General features: G+C 72.7%; 19 protein-coding genes. 12 read left to right on the top strand and 7 right to left on the bottom strand.

The genetic code is table 11. The features are described from left to right. Positions 1–274: 274 nt before the first annotated feature. On the bottom strand, positions 275–475 hold the full coding sequence (locus ACFPFQ_RS01285) for a hypothetical protein (RefSeq protein WP_379613809.1): 201 nt from the start codon (positions 473–475) through the stop codon (positions 275–277). A 91-nt stretch (positions 476–566) separates the two neighbouring features. On the opposite strand from ACFPFQ_RS01285, the gene ACFPFQ_RS01280 reads away from it, so the two are divergent. The 7 genes from ACFPFQ_RS01280 (at position 567) to ACFPFQ_RS01250 (ending at position 7,124) form a co-directional block, all read left to right on the top strand. Then, positions 567–1,490: an ABC transporter ATP-binding protein gene (locus ACFPFQ_RS01280; protein WP_379613807.1), complete on the top strand. Its 924-nt coding sequence runs from the start codon at positions 567–569 to the stop codon at positions 1,488–1,490. Between the two features lie 2 nt (positions 1,491–1,492). After that, entirely contained in the window at positions 1,493–2,218 is a 726-nt protein-coding gene (locus tag ACFPFQ_RS01275) for an ABC transporter permease (protein ID WP_379613805.1), read from the top strand. Between the two features lie 21 nt (positions 2,219–2,239). Further along, positions 2,240–3,400 carry a sensor histidine kinase gene (locus ACFPFQ_RS01270; protein ID WP_379613803.1) on the top strand — a complete coding sequence of 387 codons (1,161 nt, stop codon included), beginning with the start codon at positions 2,240–2,242 and terminating at the stop codon, positions 3,398–3,400. Continuing rightward, entirely contained in the window at positions 3,397–4,002 is a 606-nt protein-coding gene (locus ACFPFQ_RS01265) for a response regulator (RefSeq protein WP_379613801.1), read from the top strand. Before ACFPFQ_RS01270 ends, ACFPFQ_RS01265 begins: the two co-directional genes overlap by 4 nt. 118 nt (positions 4,003–4,120) lie before the next feature. Beyond that, a complete protein-coding gene (locus ACFPFQ_RS01260) occupies positions 4,121–5,143 on the top strand; it encodes an XdhC family protein (protein WP_379613799.1) in 1,023 nt (340 codons plus the stop codon). Further along, on the top strand, positions 5,140–5,832 hold the full coding sequence (locus ACFPFQ_RS01255) for a YdcF family protein (protein ID WP_379613797.1): 693 nt from the start codon (positions 5,140–5,142) through the stop codon (positions 5,830–5,832). The genes ACFPFQ_RS01260 and ACFPFQ_RS01255 overlap by 4 nt, the downstream gene beginning before the upstream one ends. Continuing rightward, on the top strand, positions 5,829–7,124 hold the full coding sequence (locus ACFPFQ_RS01250) for a deoxyguanosinetriphosphate triphosphohydrolase (RefSeq protein ID WP_379613795.1): 1,296 nt from the start codon (positions 5,829–5,831) through the stop codon (positions 7,122–7,124). Before ACFPFQ_RS01255 ends, ACFPFQ_RS01250 begins: the two co-directional genes overlap by 4 nt. A 10-nt stretch (positions 7,125–7,134) precedes the next feature. Here the strand turns inward: ACFPFQ_RS01250 and ACFPFQ_RS01245 are convergent, their stop codons facing one another. Both ACFPFQ_RS01245 and ACFPFQ_RS01240 read right to left on the bottom strand, forming a co-directional pair. Beyond that, positions 7,135–7,536 carry a PPOX class F420-dependent oxidoreductase gene (locus ACFPFQ_RS01245; protein WP_379613793.1) on the bottom strand — a complete coding sequence of 134 codons (402 nt, stop codon included), beginning with the start codon at positions 7,534–7,536 and terminating at the stop codon, positions 7,135–7,137. A 69-nt stretch (positions 7,537–7,605) separates the two neighbouring features. Further along, on the bottom strand, positions 7,606–8,034 hold the full coding sequence (locus ACFPFQ_RS01240) for a MerR family transcriptional regulator (protein ID WP_379613791.1): 429 nt from the start codon (positions 8,032–8,034) through the stop codon (positions 7,606–7,608). Positions 8,035–8,148: 114 nt separating this feature from the next. Here ACFPFQ_RS01240 and ACFPFQ_RS01235 point away from each other — a divergent pair, with 114 nt between their 5' ends. After that, positions 8,149–8,715 (top strand): carboxymuconolactone decarboxylase family protein, encoded by a 567-nt coding sequence (locus tag ACFPFQ_RS01235; protein ID WP_379613789.1) that lies wholly within the window; start codon positions 8,149–8,151, stop codon positions 8,713–8,715. Here the strand turns inward: ACFPFQ_RS01235 and sigJ are convergent. Both sigJ and ACFPFQ_RS01225 read right to left on the bottom strand, forming a co-directional pair. Further along, the gene (gene sigJ / locus ACFPFQ_RS01230) at positions 8,663–9,568 is read right to left on the bottom strand and encodes an RNA polymerase sigma factor SigJ (RefSeq protein WP_379613787.1); all 906 of its coding nucleotides are present in this window, start codon (positions 9,566–9,568) and stop codon (positions 8,663–8,665) included. The two genes, ACFPFQ_RS01235 and sigJ, sit on opposite strands and share 53 nt — an antisense overlap. 31 nt (positions 9,569–9,599) lie before the next feature. Next, positions 9,600–10,355, bottom strand: a complete 756-nt coding sequence (locus tag ACFPFQ_RS01225; RefSeq protein ID WP_379613785.1) for an HNH endonuclease family protein — start codon at positions 10,353–10,355, stop codon at positions 9,600–9,602. Between the two features lie 179 nt (positions 10,356–10,534). Between ACFPFQ_RS01225 and ACFPFQ_RS01220 the strand changes: the two genes are divergently transcribed. From ACFPFQ_RS01220 to ACFPFQ_RS01205, 4 genes are all read left to right on the top strand, one after another. Further along, positions 10,535–10,747: a hypothetical protein gene (locus tag ACFPFQ_RS01220; RefSeq protein ID WP_379613783.1), complete on the top strand. Its 213-nt coding sequence runs from the start codon at positions 10,535–10,537 to the stop codon at positions 10,745–10,747. Positions 10,748–10,922: 175 nt separating this feature from the next. Further along, positions 10,923–12,782, top strand: a complete 1,860-nt coding sequence (gene dnaG, locus ACFPFQ_RS01215; protein WP_379613781.1) for a DNA primase — start codon at positions 10,923–10,925, stop codon at positions 12,780–12,782. A gap of 5 nt (positions 12,783–12,787) precedes the next feature. Then, positions 12,788–13,309: a hypothetical protein gene (locus ACFPFQ_RS01210; RefSeq protein ID WP_379613779.1), complete on the top strand. Its 522-nt coding sequence runs from the start codon at positions 12,788–12,790 to the stop codon at positions 13,307–13,309. Positions 13,310–13,333: 24 nt separating this feature from the next. Beyond that, complete coding sequence (locus ACFPFQ_RS01205) at positions 13,334–14,110, top strand: trans-aconitate 2-methyltransferase (protein WP_379613777.1); 777 nt, start codon at positions 13,334–13,336, stop codon at positions 14,108–14,110. Between the two features lie 11 nt (positions 14,111–14,121). On the opposite strand, the gene ACFPFQ_RS01200 is transcribed toward ACFPFQ_RS01205, so the two are convergent. After that, positions 14,122–15,324, bottom strand: a complete 1,203-nt coding sequence (locus ACFPFQ_RS01200; RefSeq protein ID WP_379613775.1) for an FAD-dependent monooxygenase — start codon at positions 15,322–15,324, stop codon at positions 14,122–14,124. 95 nt (positions 15,325–15,419) lie between these two features. Beyond that, the gene (locus tag ACFPFQ_RS01195) at positions 15,420–16,046 is read right to left on the bottom strand and encodes a VC0807 family protein (protein WP_379613773.1); all 627 of its coding nucleotides are present in this window, start codon (positions 16,044–16,046) and stop codon (positions 15,420–15,422) included. Positions 16,047–16,074 lie beyond the last annotated feature (28 nt).

Raw genomic sequence — 16,074 nt, 5'->3', positions numbered from 1 at the left:
GCGCGATCGGCCCCCAGTCGCGGGTCAATCCGTCGCAACTCGCGGGACGTTCCGTCGCAACTCGCGGGTCAATCTGTCCCGACTCGCGGATGCGGCGGAGCAAGGCCGTGCGCGAGTTGGGGTGAAGTGTCCCGCGAGTCGGGTGATTTCGCGATCTCAACACGATGATTTCGCCATCTCGACACGCCGTGTGCGCCATCTCGACACGGCTCGACACGGCTCGGCACGGCGGCGCGTGTCGGATCGGCGAAATCGGCGTGTCGGAAGGGCGAAATCAGGTGCGGTAGGCCAGCAGCTGGACGCCCAGCTCGGCCTCCGTGCGCTGCACCGCGGCCACCTGCTCGTCGGTGAGGGGCGCGAAGGGCGTCTCGGGGGAGTAGGCCACGAGCGGGCAGCCCAGCTGCTGCTCGAGCGTGCGGACCTTGGCCAGCGCGGTGGCGTCCAGCTCGGCAGGGCGCAGGGACGGTGCGGTCATGGCGCCGAAGGTTAGGGCCTGACATCCGTCACGGTCACGTCATGACGCCCGATCCGGGGGTCTCGCCCGGGTTCCGGCGACGCTGGGAACCATGACAGGACGAACGACCACCACGCTCACCGGCACCGCCGTCGCGCTGCGGCAGCTCCGCCGCAGCTACGGCGAGATCCGGGCCGTGGACGGCGTGGACCTCACCATCGCTCCCGGCGAGGTGGTGGCGCTGCTCGGCCCCAACGGGGCGGGCAAGTCCACCACCATCGACATGCTGCTGGGCCTGTCGCGCCCCGACGGCGGCGACGTGCTGATCTTCGGCCGGACCCCCGAACAGGCGGTGCGTGAGGGCCTGATCGGGGCGATGCTGCAGTCCGGCGGGCTACCCGACGACATCACCGTCGGCGAGGTCGTGCGGCTGATGGCGGCGCTGTTCCCGAAACCGCTCCCGGTGACCGAGGCGCTGGAGCGCGCCGGGGTCGCCGACATCACCGGGCAGCGCTACGGGCGCCTCTCGGGCGGACAGAAGCAGCGCGTGCGCTTCGCGGCGGCGCTGGTGTGCGACCCCGACCTGCTCGTGCTCGACGAGCCGACGGTCGCGATGGACGTGCAGGCGCGCCGCGAGTTCTGGGCGGCGATGCGGTCGTTCACCGACACCGGCCGCACCGTCGTGTTCGCCACGCACTACCTCGCCGAGGCCGAGGAGTTCGCCGACCGGGTCGTGCTGCTGCGCGCCGGCCGGGTCGTGGCCGACGGCAGCGTCGCCGCGGTGCGCTCGCTCGTGTCCGGCCGGGTCGTCTCCGCGACGCTGCCCGGGGTTCCCGCGTCGGCGCTCGCCGGCCTGCCCGGTGTCACGCAGGCCGCTGTCGAGGGCGAGCGCGTCCGGCTGACCTGCGTCGACTCGGACGCAGCACTGCGCGCGCTGCTGCCGGCATTCCCCGCCGCCCGCGACATCGAAGTGATCGCGCACGGCCTCGAGGACGCATTCGTCGCCCTCACCTCGAGCGAGCAGGACGAGAGCTGATCATGGGTGTGCTGCTGACGTCCGAGGTGCGCCGGATCTTCCGCTCGCCCCGGTTCCTGATCTTCACGGTGGGCTTCCCTCTCGTGTACTTCCTGATCTTCTCCGGCATCTACGCGCAGGGGCCCGACGCCGCGCAGGCCCTCGTCGCCCTGATGGTCATGATGGCGGCGTTCGGCGCGATCTCGGCATCGATCAGCACCGGTGGCCGGGTCGCCGTCGAGCGCGGCATCGGCTGGAACCGCCAGCTGCGCCTGACCCCGCTGCCCGGCTGGGCCTACCTCGTCGTCAAGGGCGCCGTGGCGATGATCGTCACGCTGCCGACGCTGGTGCTGGTGTTCGTGGTGGCCGCGGTCGTCAAGGGCGTGGACCTGTCCGCGCTGACCTGGCTGCAGGTGTTCCTGGCCGCGTGGCTGGGCGTGCTGCCGTTCGCCGCGATCGGGCTGCTGGTCGGGCTGTTCGCCACGGCGGACTCGGCCCAGGGCATGGCGACGGTGACGATGCTGCTGTTCAGCTTGCTCGGCGGCGTGCTCATCCCGCCGCAGGTGCTGCCGGCGGCGCTCGCGTCCATCGCGCACGCGCTGCCCAGCTACTGGCTGGTGGACGTCGCCATGGGGCAGGCGCTCGGCACCGGGATCCCGCTGGAGGGCGTGGCGGTGCTGCTCGCCTGGTTCCTGGTGATCGGCGGGATCGTCGCCGTGCGCTACCGCCGTGACGCGCTGCGCGTCTGAACAGGAGATACCGTGTTCCGCATGCCCGCCTCCGGTGCGCCCATCACCGATCCGACGCGGATGACGCCGGGCAAGTGGTACCTGATGTCGTGCGGCTGGTCGCTCGTGCTGATCCCCAACGCCATCGCCGCGGCGACGTCGACGGACTACGGCGTGCCGGCACGGGTGCTGTTCACGCTGGCGGTGGTGGCCTACGCACTCGTCTACATCTTCGGCGTCTACCGAGCGATGCTGCTGGGCAGCCGCCTGTTCACCATCGGCCTGATCGTGGTCATGACCGCACTGTGGCTCGTGTCGGTGGCCGGGGTCAGTGCCGACGTGCAGGCGCTCTACACCGCGAGCTACGTGGTGGTGGCCGCCGTCGCGCTGCTGCCGTCCCCGCAGGGGCCGATCGTCGCCGCGCTCATCTGCGCGGCAGGCATCGGGTACGTCCTGCTCACCGGTGGTGGCATCGAGATCGGCGAGATCGTGGCGATGGCCGCGATCGTGATCGCCATGACCGGCATGTTCGGCCTGCTCCGCGTCAACTCCGAGCTGCGCAACGCCCGCGAGGAGCTGGCCGGGCTCGCCGTCACCGCCGAGCGCGAGCGGATCGCCCGCGACCTGCACGACGTGCTCGGCCACAGCCTCACCACGATCACGGTCAAGGCCGGCCTGGCGCGGCGGCTGCTGGAGCGCGGCGAGGCCGAACGCGCGGCCGAGGAGGTCACCGACGTCGAACGGCTGGGCCGCCAGGCGCTGGCCGACGTGCGGTCCACCGTGTCGGCCAACCGGGTCGCGTCGCTGGCCAGGGAGCTGGCGGGCGCTCGCGAGGCTCTGCGCGCGGCCGGGATCGAGGCGAGTTTCCCGACGGCCGTCGACGACGTGCCCGCCGATCGGCAGCAGGCGTTCGCCTACGTCGTGCGCGAGGGCATCACCAACGTCATCCGCCACAGCGGGGCCAGCAGGTGCACGGTGACGCTCACGCCGACGACCGTCGAGGTCGTCGACGACGGCGTCGGCAGCCCGGCCACCACACCCCCGGGCAACGGGCTGAGCGGGCTGACGGAGCGCCTCGCCGCCATCGGCGGCTGGGTGGACGCGGGCCCGCTGCCCGACGGCGGCTACCGGCTGCGCGCCGAGTGCGCGCCCGCGCAGCGGCCGTTGCTGGAGCGGGTCGTACGACGTGAGGAACGGTCATGATCAGGGTGCTGCTCGCCGACGACCAGGCCATGGTCCGCGGCGCGTTGGCGGCGATGCTCGGGCTGGAGTCCGACATCGAGGTGGTGGCGCAGGTCGGGTCGGGCGCCGACGTGGTGCCGGCCGCGATGGAGAGCGAGCCCGACGTGGCGCTGCTCGACATCCAGATGCCCGGCGGCGACGGCCTCGACGCGGCCGCCGCACTACGCAAGGCGCTGCCCGCGTGCCGGGTCGTGGTGCTCACGACGTTCGGCAGGCCCGGTTACCTGGCCCGCGCGATGCGCGCGGGCGCCGCCGGGTTCGTGGTGAAGGACGCCCCGCCCGAGCAGCTCGTGGACGCCGTGCGCCGGGTGCACGCCGGTCTGCGCGTCGTCGACCCGGTGCTGGCGGCCGAGTCGCTCTCCAGCGGCACCAGCCCGCTCACCGAGCGCGAGCGCGACGTCCTGCTGGCCGCGGCCGACGGCGCGACGGTGGCCGACATCGCGCTGGTGCTGCACCTGTCGGAGGGCACGGTGCGCAACCACCTGTCGTCGGCGATCGGCAAGACCTCGGCACGCACCCGCGCCGAGGCCGTGCGGCTGGCGGACGAGAGCGGTTGGTTGTAGCTCTCACCGACTTGCAGGAAAGCCACTTTCCCGCAACGAGATTGCAGGAAGGTGGCTTTCCTGCAACGCGGCTCCGGGGTTCCCCGACTCCACACCCGCCGGGGCTACCCTGGGCGCCGTGACCTCGGCGATCGACTCCAACGCCCACCTCCGCGAGCTGGGTTCCGCGCTGCGTCGCTTCGCCGACGTCGGCGTCGGGGTGGTCCGGGTGCTCGACCGCCACGGCTTCGGCACCGTCGAGGGTGGGCAGCTGCTGGCCGGCACCGCGGCAGGCGCCGTCGCCGGCACCCTCTACCGCGGCGCGCTCGACCCGTCGGCCCTCCCGCTCGCCGCCGCTGCGACTGCTGCGCCGCAGACGCACAACGCCCACGTCACCGAGTCCGCGGCGCTCGACGCCGGCCTGGCCTGCGCGGGCGGCGCCACGCTGCTGGGCCACCCGCTCCCGGCGGCCCCCGCCGAGGCGCTCGGCGCGGCCCTGGAGCGGGGTGTGCCCGCCGCGCTCGTCTCCACCGCCGACGGCGCGACGGCGCTGGTGCTGACCGGCCCCGATCTGGCCGAGGTCACCGGCGGGCTGGGCGCCCCCGCGCTCGACGAGGCCGCCGTCAGCGCGGCCCGGCAGCTGCTGCGCCGCGGCGCCACCGTCACCGAGCAGGTCACCGCCGAGGGCGCCACGCTGCTGCTGGACCTCTGGGTCCCCACCGCATCCCTGCTGGTCGTCGGCAGCGGTGCCATCGGTGCAGCACTGCTGGCACAGGCCGCGTTGCTGGGCTGGGACGCCCGTGAGGAGTCGGGCCTGGACGCCACGGTCGCCGCCGTCGCCGCCTTCTCCGACGCCGACGTGCTCGTGCTGCTCGACCACGCCCCGTCCTTCGACGCCGCCCTGATCGAGGGGCTGCGTCGCGGCCGCGGTTTCATCGGCGCGCTCGGCTCCCGTCGCACCCAGTCCGCGCGGCGGGAACGCCTGCTCGCCGCGGGTCTGGGCGACGAGGAGATGGATCGGCTCTACGGGCCGGTCGGTCTCGACCTCGGTGCCCGCACCCCTGCGGAGACGGCCGTCTCGATCGTCGCCCAGGTGATCGCCGCCCGGTCCGGACGGGCGGGCAGCGCGCTGGCCACGGCGGCGGGCCGGATCTCGGGATGAGCCCCGCCCGGCACTCCGAGGCGCCCACTGTGGAGCTGCGCGGCCCGGCGCCGGAACGGCCGCCGCGCAGGCGCAGCTGGATCACCCGGGCGATCCTGGGTTCGGTGCTCCTCGGGATCCTGATCGTCGGTTTCACCGCGTTCGGGGTCTGGGACGTCGCCCGCCAGGACGACCGCCGCCCCGTCGACGCCGTGGTCGTACTCGGCGCCGCGCAGTACGACGGCGACCCGAGCTCGATCTTCGCGGCGCGGCTGCGCCAGGCCCAGGAGCTCTACCAGGAAGGGCTCGCGCCGCGGATCGTCACCACCGGTGGCGGGCAGCCCGGCGACGAGTACACCGAGGCGGCCGCCGGCAAGAACTTCCTGGTGGCCCGGGGTGTCCCGGCCGCCGCGATCGTGGCGGTGGGGGAGGGCTCCGACACGCTCGGCAGCCTGCAGGCCGTCGCCGCGCGGGCCCGCGCCGACGGCTGGCACAGCGTGCTGCTGGTGAGCGACCCGTGGCACTCTCTGCGGGCGCGCACGATGGCGCGTGATGTCGGGCTGCAGGCCTGGGCGTCGCCCACCCGCACGGGCCCGGTCGTGCAGACGCGAGAGACGCAGGCGCGCTACATCGTCCGGGAGACGGGCGCGCTGCTGTTCTACCGGCTCACGCACGCGTCGGTCGACTCCGAGACCCCCGAACTCGGGTGACCGTGCTCGACCCGGGTGCCGCCGGCTACTCCGATCACGACCGGGAACGACCGCAGCCCGAGCCGCCCAAGGGGTCCGGCAGCCGCGAGCGGCGCTCCCCGTTCTCCCGTGACCGGGCTCGCGTGCTGCACTCGGCGGCCTTGCGCCGCCTCGCCGGCAAGACGCAGGTGGTGGGTCCGGGGGAGGGCGCCGAGGTCAGCGGCGCTCCCCGGACCCGGCTGACGCACTCGCTGGAGGTCGCGCAGATCGGTCGCGGCATGGCCGAGGACCTCGGCTGTGACCCCGACATCGTCGACACCGCGGGCCTCGCCCACGACATCGGGCATCCGCCCTTCGGCCACAACGGCGAGCGCGCACTCGACGAGTTCGGCGCCGCCTGCGGCGGGTTCGAGGGCAACGCGCAGACGTTGCGCATCCTCACCCGGCTCGAGCCCAAGATCGGCGGCAGCGGGCTCAACCTCACCCGGGCCACGCTCGACGCGGCCTGCAAGTACCCGTGGGTGCGCCGCGACGGCGACCGCAAGTACGGCGCCTACCCGGCCGACGCCGCGGCGTTCGCCTGGATCCGCGACGGCGCACCGGAGCAGCGGCGCTGCATCGAGGCGCAGGTGATGGACTGGTCCGACGACGTCGCGTACTCCGTGCACGACGTCGAGGACGGGATCCTCGCCGGGCGCATCGACCTCGCCGCGCTCGGTTCCACATCGGAGCGCGAGGCGCTGGCGGAGATCGCCGCGCTGCGGTTCGGGGCAGGCGTGGACGGCGGGGCGGCCGCGCTGGCGGAGGCGGCAGAACGGCTGCTCGCCCTTCCGTCGGTGCGTGATGTGCGGGGGTTCTCCGCGGCCGCGGCATCCGCGCAGTCCTACGTGGCGCTCAAGCGGCTCACGAGCGAGCTCGTCGGCCGGTTCGTCGTGGCCGCCACCGACGCCACGCGCGCCGCGCACGGCGAGGGCGACCTGCGCCGCTACGGCGCCGATGTCGTCATCCCGCCATGGGCGGGCGCGGAGGTGGCGCTGCTCAAGGCCGTGGCGCTGCGCTACGTGATGCGCGACCCCGACCGGCTCGCCATGCAGACCCGGCAGCGGATGCTGCTCGTCGAGCTGGGCACGGCGCTGCTGGCCAAGGCCCCTGACGCGCTGGACCCCGTGTTCGCGGACGAGTGGCTCGACGCCCCCGACGACGCGGCCCGCATGCGCGTGGTGATCGACCAGGTCGCGATGCTGACCGACCAGCAGGCAGTGGCCCGGCACCGGGTGCTGGTGGGCGGGATGGCAGCAGGGACGCCCTCCTGACGTCCGGGCGCTACTGCTTGCTCGTCGCCTCCGGCCGCACCACGAAGATCACCCGGTCGGGGGCGTCGGCGGGCGGCCCGTCCAGCTCCAGCCCGTAGCGCTCGGCCAGCTCCATGAAGAACGTGGCCTCCGGGTCGTCCTCGATCCGCACGACCGTGCCGCGGACCTCCAGGTACCGGTAGGGCCGCTCCGGGTCGTTGATCGACACTGCGACGCGCGGCTCGGTCGACACGTTCTGGAACTTGCGGCGCTTGCGGGTGTTGGTGAACCGCACGAACTCGCCGTCCCACCCGAACCACATCGGGTTCGCCTGCGGTGCCCCGTCGGCGCGGACGGTGGCGAGGTGGGCGATCAGCGGCCGTTCCAGCAGGTCGGCGTAGCCCTCGGGGATCTCGAATGCACCGTCGGTCATCGATCGGTTCCTTCCAGGGTGGTGCGACCCACCGGTTCATGTCGGGGTGGCTCAGTGTGGTCTGGGCGATCAGGGAGCCATCGCGCCGCCGTAGGCGGCGATCTTGAACTCGATGGTCTCCAGGCAGAACTGCAGCTCCTGGATCTGGGTGCGCACGGCGTCGCGGTGGTCGAGCATGATCTGCAGCCGCTCCGGAACCGTGTGGTCACCGGCCTCGGCGAGCGCGATGTAGCGCTGCAGCTCGCGGATCGGCATCCCGGCCGTGCGCAGCCGGTTGACGAACACGACGCGGCCGTAATCATCAGCGGAGTAGACCCGGTGCCCCGAGTGGTCGCGGCCCACCGCGAGCAGCCCGATGCGCTCGTAGTAGCGCAGCGTGTGCGCGGTGACTCCGGTGCGCTCGGCGACCTCGGCGATCGTCAGCGTGGCGTCGGGGGCGGGCTCCCGCTCCTCCTGCATCCGGAGCCGGTCCGCTGCGCACTCCACCGTTGTCGTCATGCCCATGACGCTAGGCCTTCGAGTGCACTCGAACACAAGCGGTTGCGGGATCCGTGTCACGTTCTTGCGCCGCTCCTCGTCCCATGGCTGGAGCACCCAACCGAAGGAGGAGACATGCCGAGGATCCCGGCCGTCACGACGGCGGACGCAGGTGTGGTGGGAAGGCTGATCTACCGGGTGGCCGCGCGGCGCTACGGAACGGTGCCGGAACCGCTCGCGGTCGCGCGCCACCACCGCGGGGTGTTCTGGGCGAGCCTCGTGTCCGAGCTGGGCTACGAGCGGGCGTCGCGGCGGCTGCCGGCGCACCTGCGCGAGCTGGCGGTCTACCGCGTGGCGACGCTGGTGGACTGCTCGTGGTGCGTCGACTTCGGCACGATGCTGCAGCGCCTCGACGGGCTCGACGTCGAGCGGCTCACGCAGATCGACTCGTACGCGACGAACCCGCTGTTCACCCCCGACGAGCGGCTGGTGCTCGCCTACGCCGACGCCATGACGGCGCTGCCGATCACGGTGACCGACGCGCAGGTCGCCGAGCTGGCGGCGGTGCTCGGGCGCGCCGGTCTCGTCGAGCTGACCACGCAGATCGCGCTGGAGAACATGCGGGCCCGGTCCAACTCCGCGCTGGGCATCATCGACCAGGGCTTCGATGCGGCGTGCCAGGTTCGAGCTTCTCGGGATTGAACATCTGGTAGATCGCGACGATCCGGCCGTCGCGCACGGCGCAGACCGTGACACCGGCGTCGGTATCGCTGATCGGCGGCGTGCGGAAGCCCAGCTCGCCGTTCACGCCGACGGGATCCCAGCCGCTCGTCAGCGCGTCGCCGTAGCGCTTCAGCAGGCCCAACGCGAGCCGGGAGACCTTGTCGACGCCGCGGACGACCTGGCGGGCCGCCCTGGTGCGCCCGTCGGTGTCGGCGACCCACGCGACGTCCGGGTGCAGCACGGCGAGCAGCGCCGGACCGTCGCCCCGCGAGACCGCCGCCGCGAAGCGGTCGAGCAGCTCGCGCTGCTGCTCGTCGCGCGCCCGCGGCGGCGGATCGGCGGCGGCGACGATCCGCCGCGCCCGCGACGCGTGCTGGCGGGCCGCGGTGACCGTGCAGCCCAGCACCTCGGCGATCTGCCCGAACGGCACGTCGAGGGCCTCGTGCAGCACGAGCGCCACCCGCTGGGGCGGGCTGAGCTGCTCCAGCACGACCATCGCCGCCATCCGCACGCCGTCGTCGCGCACCACGGCGGCCAGCGGGTCGTCGGGGTCGCCGGTGGTCAGCAGCGGCTCGGGCAGCCACGGCCCGACGTAGCGCTCGCGGCGCGACGCGGCCGAGCGCAAACGGTCCAGGCAGATCCGGGCGACGACGGTGGTGAGCCAGGCCCGGGGCTCGCGCAGCTCGGTCACCTCGGCGTCGGTGCGGGTGGCGAAGCGCAGCCAGGCGTCCTGCACGGCGTCCTCGGCGTCGGCGATGCTGCCGGTGATGCGATAGCCGACGCGCAGCAGGTGCGGGCGGTGCTGCTCGAAGTCCGGCCGGTCGCTCCCCACCCGGCCATTGTCCGGCATGGCCGGCTGCGGCTCAGCCCGCTCCCGGTATCCCCGAATCGGCCGGCAGGGCCTGGCCGGGGCATCCCGCCAGTACGCGGGCCACGGCGTCGCGCTCGGCCGGGATGACCCAGAGGTGGTACTTCGCCTTCACCGCCACCTGCCGTGCGACGTAGGAGCAGCGGAAGGACTTGTTCGGCGGCAGCCAGGTGGCGGCGTCGCCGTCGCTCTTGGACTGGTTGGTGGGTCCGTCGACGGCCAGCAGGTTGAGCGGGTCGGTCGCGAGCCGCTGGCGCACTGCGGCGTCGAGCTGCTGGGCGCCGGTCTGCCAGGCGTCCGAGAGCGCGACGACGTGGTCGATCTGCACCGCCTCGCTCGTGCCCTGACCGCGCACGAAAGAGATCGTGTGGCCGGTGTAGGGATCCTTCAGCGTGCCGGTCAGCACCACGCACCGGCCGCCCTTGAGCGTGGTCTTGGTGAGGTCGCGGGCCAGCACGTCGTTGCGCTGGTCGCAGCCGTTGCGATCGGTGTCGGCCCACGCCGGTCCGAACTGGGTGCGGGCGTAGCCGGTCTTCGGCGCCCGGCCCTTGACCGGGAGGGTGGCCAGCGCGGTGGCCGCGTCACCGGTCGGCGCGACGGGCGCGGTCGAAGCGGTCGGCGCGGTCGAAGCGGTCGGCAACGTCGGCAGGGTGATCGCGATGTTGGGGAGGAAGGCGCAACCGGCCACCAGCACGACGAGCAGGCCGAGTACCGCGGCCGCAATCCAGAGCTTCCGCCGTCCCGTTCGCACCGCGGAAGCATGCCGGGCCGGCCGCCCGGAACCGGTGCGACGCGCGGGGCCGGGTTCGGCCTTCTTCCGTGGTCGCGCCGTCCGGCCGATGCCGGTATCGGCCGAAAGGATGAGCGTTTGCGCCGTATCCGTACCAACGGTGGAGGTCAGCGGCTTGCGGACCGGCCAGAGTGGACCACATGACGATCTCGGATGTGTTCACGGTTCTCGGGGCCGGCGCTGGGATCCTGCTACTGGCCCTGATGGCGGCGACCCCGCTGCTGCTCGCCCTGCCGCTGCCGCGCCGCTCGGGCGCCGATGCGCCGGTGGCGGTCCGGCCCACGATCCTGATCCCCGCCCAGCGGGTGGCGGGCGAGCGTGGCGCGCGCCACAGCCACGCGGGCGCTGCCTGAGCCATCCCGCCGTCCAGCGGGGTGACACCGCTGACGTCAGACGTCAGTGATGTCACCCCGCTGGACGCCGCCGGACCGCCTGCGGCCCGAACACCCGGCGCAGCGGCCACCCCGTCCGGCGGCGGAACGAGCCTGAGTGGCGGAGCCTGTCGGGCAGGGGTTCTAGACTCGCCTGGTGGCAGGGCGGATCCGTACGAGCGATATCGACGAGGTCCGTGACCGCGTCCGGATCGACGAGGTCGTGGGCGAGTACGTGGCACTGCGCCGGGCAGGCGCCGGGTCGCTCAAGGGCCTGTGCCCGTTCCACGACGAGAAGTCGCCGTCGTTCAACGTCCGGCCCAGTCACGGCACGTTCCACTGCTTCGGGTGCGGCGAGGGCGGCGACGCCATCGCGTTCATCCAGAAGATCGAGGTCGTCGGGTTCGTCGAGGCCGTCGAGCGGCTGGCCGACCGCGTGGGTCTGCAGCTCACCTACGAGGGTGGCGGGGCATCGATCCAGCGCGATCGCGGCACCAAGACGCGCCTGCTGGAGGCCAACAAGCGCGCCGCGGAGTTCTACGCCGCGCAGCTGCGCACGCCGGAGGCCGCCCCGGCCATCCAGTTCCTCACCGGCCGCGGGTTCGACTCCGCCGCGGCCGCCACGTTCGGCTGCGGCTACGCGCCCGCCGGCTGGGACACACTCACCAAGCACCTGCTCACGTCGGGGTTCTCCCTCGACGAGCTGATGAAGGCGGGCCTGTCCAAGGAGGGCAACCGCGGCCCGATCGACCGGTTCCATCGCAGGCTGGTGTGGCCCATCCGCGATCTCGGGGGTGAGGTCGTCGGATTCGGGGCGCGCCGGATCTTCGATGACGACAAGATCGAGGCCAAGTACCTCAACACGGCCGATTCGCCCGTCTACCGCAAGACCAACGTGCTGTTCGGGCTCGATCTCGCCAAGCGCGAGATCTCCAAGCGCCGCCAGGTCGTGGTCGTCGAGGGCTACACCGACGTCATGGCGATGCACCTCGCGGGCGTCACCACCGCCGTTGCGTCCTGCGGCACGGCGTTCGGCGCCGAGCACATCGCGGTCATCCGCCGGTTGATCGGCGACGACTCGTTCGACATGGGCGAGGTCATCTACACCTTCGACGGCGACGCGGCCGGGCAGGCCGCGGCGTTCAAGGCGTTCGACGGCGAGCAGACGTTCGCCACCCAGACGTTCGTCACGATCGCGCCCGACGGGCAGGATCCCTGCGAGCTGCGCCAGTCCCACGGCGACACCGCCGTCCGCGACCTCGTCGCCCGCCGCGAGCCGATCTACGAGTTCGCCATCCGGTCCATCCTCACCGAGCACAAGCTCGATACCGCCGAGGGTCAGGTAGCGGCCCTGCAGCGCACCGTGCCGCTGGTCGCGCGGATCAAGCGCGAGGATCTGCGCGACGAGTACGCGCGCCGTCTCGCGGGCTGGACCGGCTGGTCCGACGAGTTCGCCGTGGTCCGCCGCGTTCGCGAGGCGGCGGGCGGGGGATCGCGGCGGGCCGCGCCGTCGCTGCCCAAGGGTGATCCGAAGCTGCAGGCCCAGCGCGAGGCGCTCAAGGCGGCGCTGCAGATGCCGGCCATCGCCGGGCCCACCTACGACGAGCTGCCCGAGGCCGCCTTCACGCACCCTGCGCTGGCCGGCGTGCACCGGGCCGTGCAGGCCGCGGGCGGGGTCTGCGGCGGTCTCGACGGGCACGCCTGGTTGGAGGCCGTGCTCGAGGAGTGCCCGCCCGACATCCGGCCGGTCGTCACCGAGCTCGCCGTCGAGCCGTTGCAGATGGCGCGCAAGAACAACGGCCGCTCCGAGAACGAGGAGGCCCGCTACGTCGCCAGCATCGTCGCCGGCGTCCGGCTCGCGCTCGTGGAGGCTCAGGTTGCCGAGCTGAAGTCGCGGCTGCAGCGCACCAACCCGCTGGAGGAGGCCGACGCCTACCACCAGCTGTTCGGTGATCTCGTGCCGCTGGAGCAGTACCGGATCGCGCTGCGGGACAAGGCGATGGGCGGCATCCAGTGAACCCGTTGAAGGCCGTTCGCAGGTTGCTCGGCCGCGACGACCTGCCGTCCGGGTTCGCCGGCGAGCTCGACGCCGACGAGATCGTGCTCGCGTCCGCCACTCTCGCCTCCGGCGGCCACGTCGTGGCCACGTCACTGGGCCTGTGGCTGCCCGCGCCCGACGGCGTCCGCAGGCTGGGCTGGCACCTGATCAGCAAGGCGAGCTGGCAGAGCGGGTCCATCACGCTCATCGAGGCCACCGAGGTGGCCGAGGTCGACGGCGCGGCGCTGATCCGGGATCTGCCGCCGCAGCGCCTGCGCCTGTCCGAGCCGGGGAAGGTGCCCGAGATCGTGCACGCGCGTGTCACGGGGTCGATCACGTCGCGCCACCATCGCGATCTACCGGGCGGGGGTGCCTGGTTCGTGCAGCGCAAGGTGGCCGGCCAGGGCGGCGTCCGGCTGCAGGTGCGTCCCGACCCTGGCACCGACGACGCGGCGGTGCGTCAGGTCACGAGCCAGGTCGCCCGCACCATCAGGGGTGCGCTCTAAACAGTACGCGCGTACTGTTGCCGTATGAGCACCGCCTGGGATCCCACCCTGTACCTCGGTTTCGATGACCAGCGCTCGCGCCCGTTCCATGACCTGCTGGGCCGCATCGGCGCGCCCCGGGTCGGCGACGGTGCACCGCGACGCGTGCTGGACCTGGGCTGCGGGCCCGGCCATCTGACGCCGCTGCTGGCGGCCCGCTGGCCCGACGCGGCGATCAGCGCGTCGGACTCATCGGCGGAGATGGTGGCCGCGGCCCGCGAGCGCGGCATCGACGCCGAGCAGGCCGACGTCGTCGACTGGGTGCCCACGCACGACACCGACGTCGTGATCACCAACGCGGTGCTGCAGTGGGTGCCGTCGCACATGCAGCTGCTGCCGCGCTGGATCTCGGCGCTGCCGAAGGGGGCGTGGTTCGCGTTGCAGGTGCCCGGCAACTTCGGGGCACCGTCACACGTGCTGACCCGCGAGCTGGCCACGGAGGAGCAGTGGGCCGGTCGGATCGCACTGCGCGGCACCGAGGCCGTGCCGGAGCCGGACGGCTATGCCGACGTGCTCTCGGGTGCGGGCGCCGAGGTCGACGCCTGGGAGACCACCTACCTGCACCGGCTCAGCGGCTCCGACCCGGTGCTCACCTGGATCAGCGCCACCGCGCTGCGCCCGGTGCGCGATGCACTCGACGATGCCGACTACGCCGAGTTCCGCGCCCAGCTGGCGCCCCGGTTGCGGGCCGCCTACCCGGAGCGCCCCGACGGCACCACGTGGTTCCCGTTCCGGCGGATCTTCGCGGTGGCGCACACCTGAGCCCTCGACGGTCAGGAGGCGTAGTCCTTGAGGGTCAGCGCCGTCGCGGCCGTGGCCACCCAGTGCTCCTCGATCTGCTCCTCGGCCGCGTCGTCGGCCCCGTCCGTCCCGGCCGCGAGCTGTTCCGCCGCCTGCCGGGTGGCCTCGGCGTTCGTCAGCGCCAACTGCTGGTTGGCCCGGACGTAGTCGGTCATCTCGGCCTGGTAGCGCGCGAACCCGGCGACGTGGTCGCCGCCGGCCGCCCGCAGCTCCCCGGCCAGCACGTAGGCGCCGACCATGGCCAGGCTGGTGCCCTGCCCCGACAGCGGCGACGCGCAGTAACCGGCGTCGCCGACGAGGCCCACCCGGCCCCGGGACCAGCTCGCGAGGTGGATCTGGCTCATCGAGTCGAAGTAGAAGTCCGGGGCGTCCGCCATGAGCTCGATCAGGCGCGGGACCTCCCACCGGTCGCCGGCGAAGGCCGTCGCGATGAGCTTCTTCTGCTGGTCGACGTCACGGTGGTCGTACTCGATCTGCTCCGACTCGTAGCCCATCACGACGCGGGCCTCGGTGTTGTGGCGCGCGGAGTAGATGCCCGACATCTTGCCGGGGCTCTGCTGGAACACCTGCCAGTGATCCAGGTCCAGGAAGTTCGGCGTGCTGAAGACGGCCAGGTAGCTGCCGAGGTGGCTGATGCAGTCCGACTCGGGGCCGAAGGCGATGCGCCGCACGCCCGAGTGCAGGCCGTCGGCGCCGATGACGAGGTCGAACGTGCGGGGCTCGCCGCTCGCGAACGTGACGTCGACACCGCCGTCGTGCTGGGTGAGCCCGGTGATCGTGTCGCCGTAGACGTACTCGACGCCCTCGGTCGCGGCCAGCAGGATCTCGCTGAGGTCGTCGCGGAGGATCTCGACGTCCGGGCTGGCGGTGGGGCCGCCGGTCAGGCTCATCTCGGTGGTGCTCATGACCTCGACGCCGTCGGCGTCGACGAAGGCCATGCCCCGCATGCCGGTCTTCGCGGCCCGTAACTGTGGCAACACGCCCATCCGGTCGGCCACCTCCAGCGCGACACCGCGGACGTCGACGGCCTGTCCGCCGGGGCGGGGGACCGGGCTGCGCTCGATCACGGTCGGGGTGAACCCGAAGCGGCGCAGCCAGTGCGCCAGGGTCGGTCCGGCGATGCTGGCGCCGGAGATGAGGACGGTGTTCGCGGGCTTGTACGTTGTACGAGTCATGCGGTGAGGGTACTGCGAGATCTCGCTTAAATGCCAGTTGAATAGGGCTGTCTCGGCAAATTTCTGAGCTAGTACAGACCGCTCTCTGTACTAGCTCAGGCGGTGGCTGCGGCCGCCACGCGCTGGGCTCGGCCCCGCATCGTGTGGATCGCCAGGGGTCCGATCGTCGCGACCATGACCAGCGGGTTGAGCATGACGACGAGTGACGGCTCGAGCAGGAGGGCGAGCGCGATGTGGATCACGCAGTTGGCCGCCAGGGCGGCGCCCCAGGCCGCGGTCAGGGTGCGCAGGCGCTGCCGGAACTCCGCTGACGTCGCCCAGCGCCCGTCGAAGGAGCGTGGCGTGCCCGCCAGCCCGACCGGCTCCAGCTGGCGGCCCAGCACGTAGAGCATCGGGCGGCGCATGAGGAGGGTGGCGAGGAAGCCGAGCCCGATCAGGCCGGTCGGCACCGCGCTCATGACGAGCAGTAGCCGGGGGTCCTGGAAGACCGCCGCGGTGGCGACGCTGATCACGATGAAGGCCAGCGACACCATTCCGATCGCCTCCAGGCGGCGCTTGCGGTAGGCGGCGAGCGCGACGGCCGCGGCCGGGAAGGCGGCCGAGATCGACAGGGCGACCAGGTCCGAGCTCCCGAGCGCGTGCAGGAGGTAGTAGCCGAGCAGTGGAGCGATCACGTTCAGCAGCACCGTCGGTTGGAAAGCCTTGCGAGCCAGCGAGTTCATGGGTCCCCGATCCCTGTTGCGGGTGTCT

The sequence above is a fragment of the Pseudonocardia sp. GCM10023141 genome (assembly GCF_042653605.1).
This window is presented reverse-complemented; position numbering and strand designations above follow the sequence as displayed.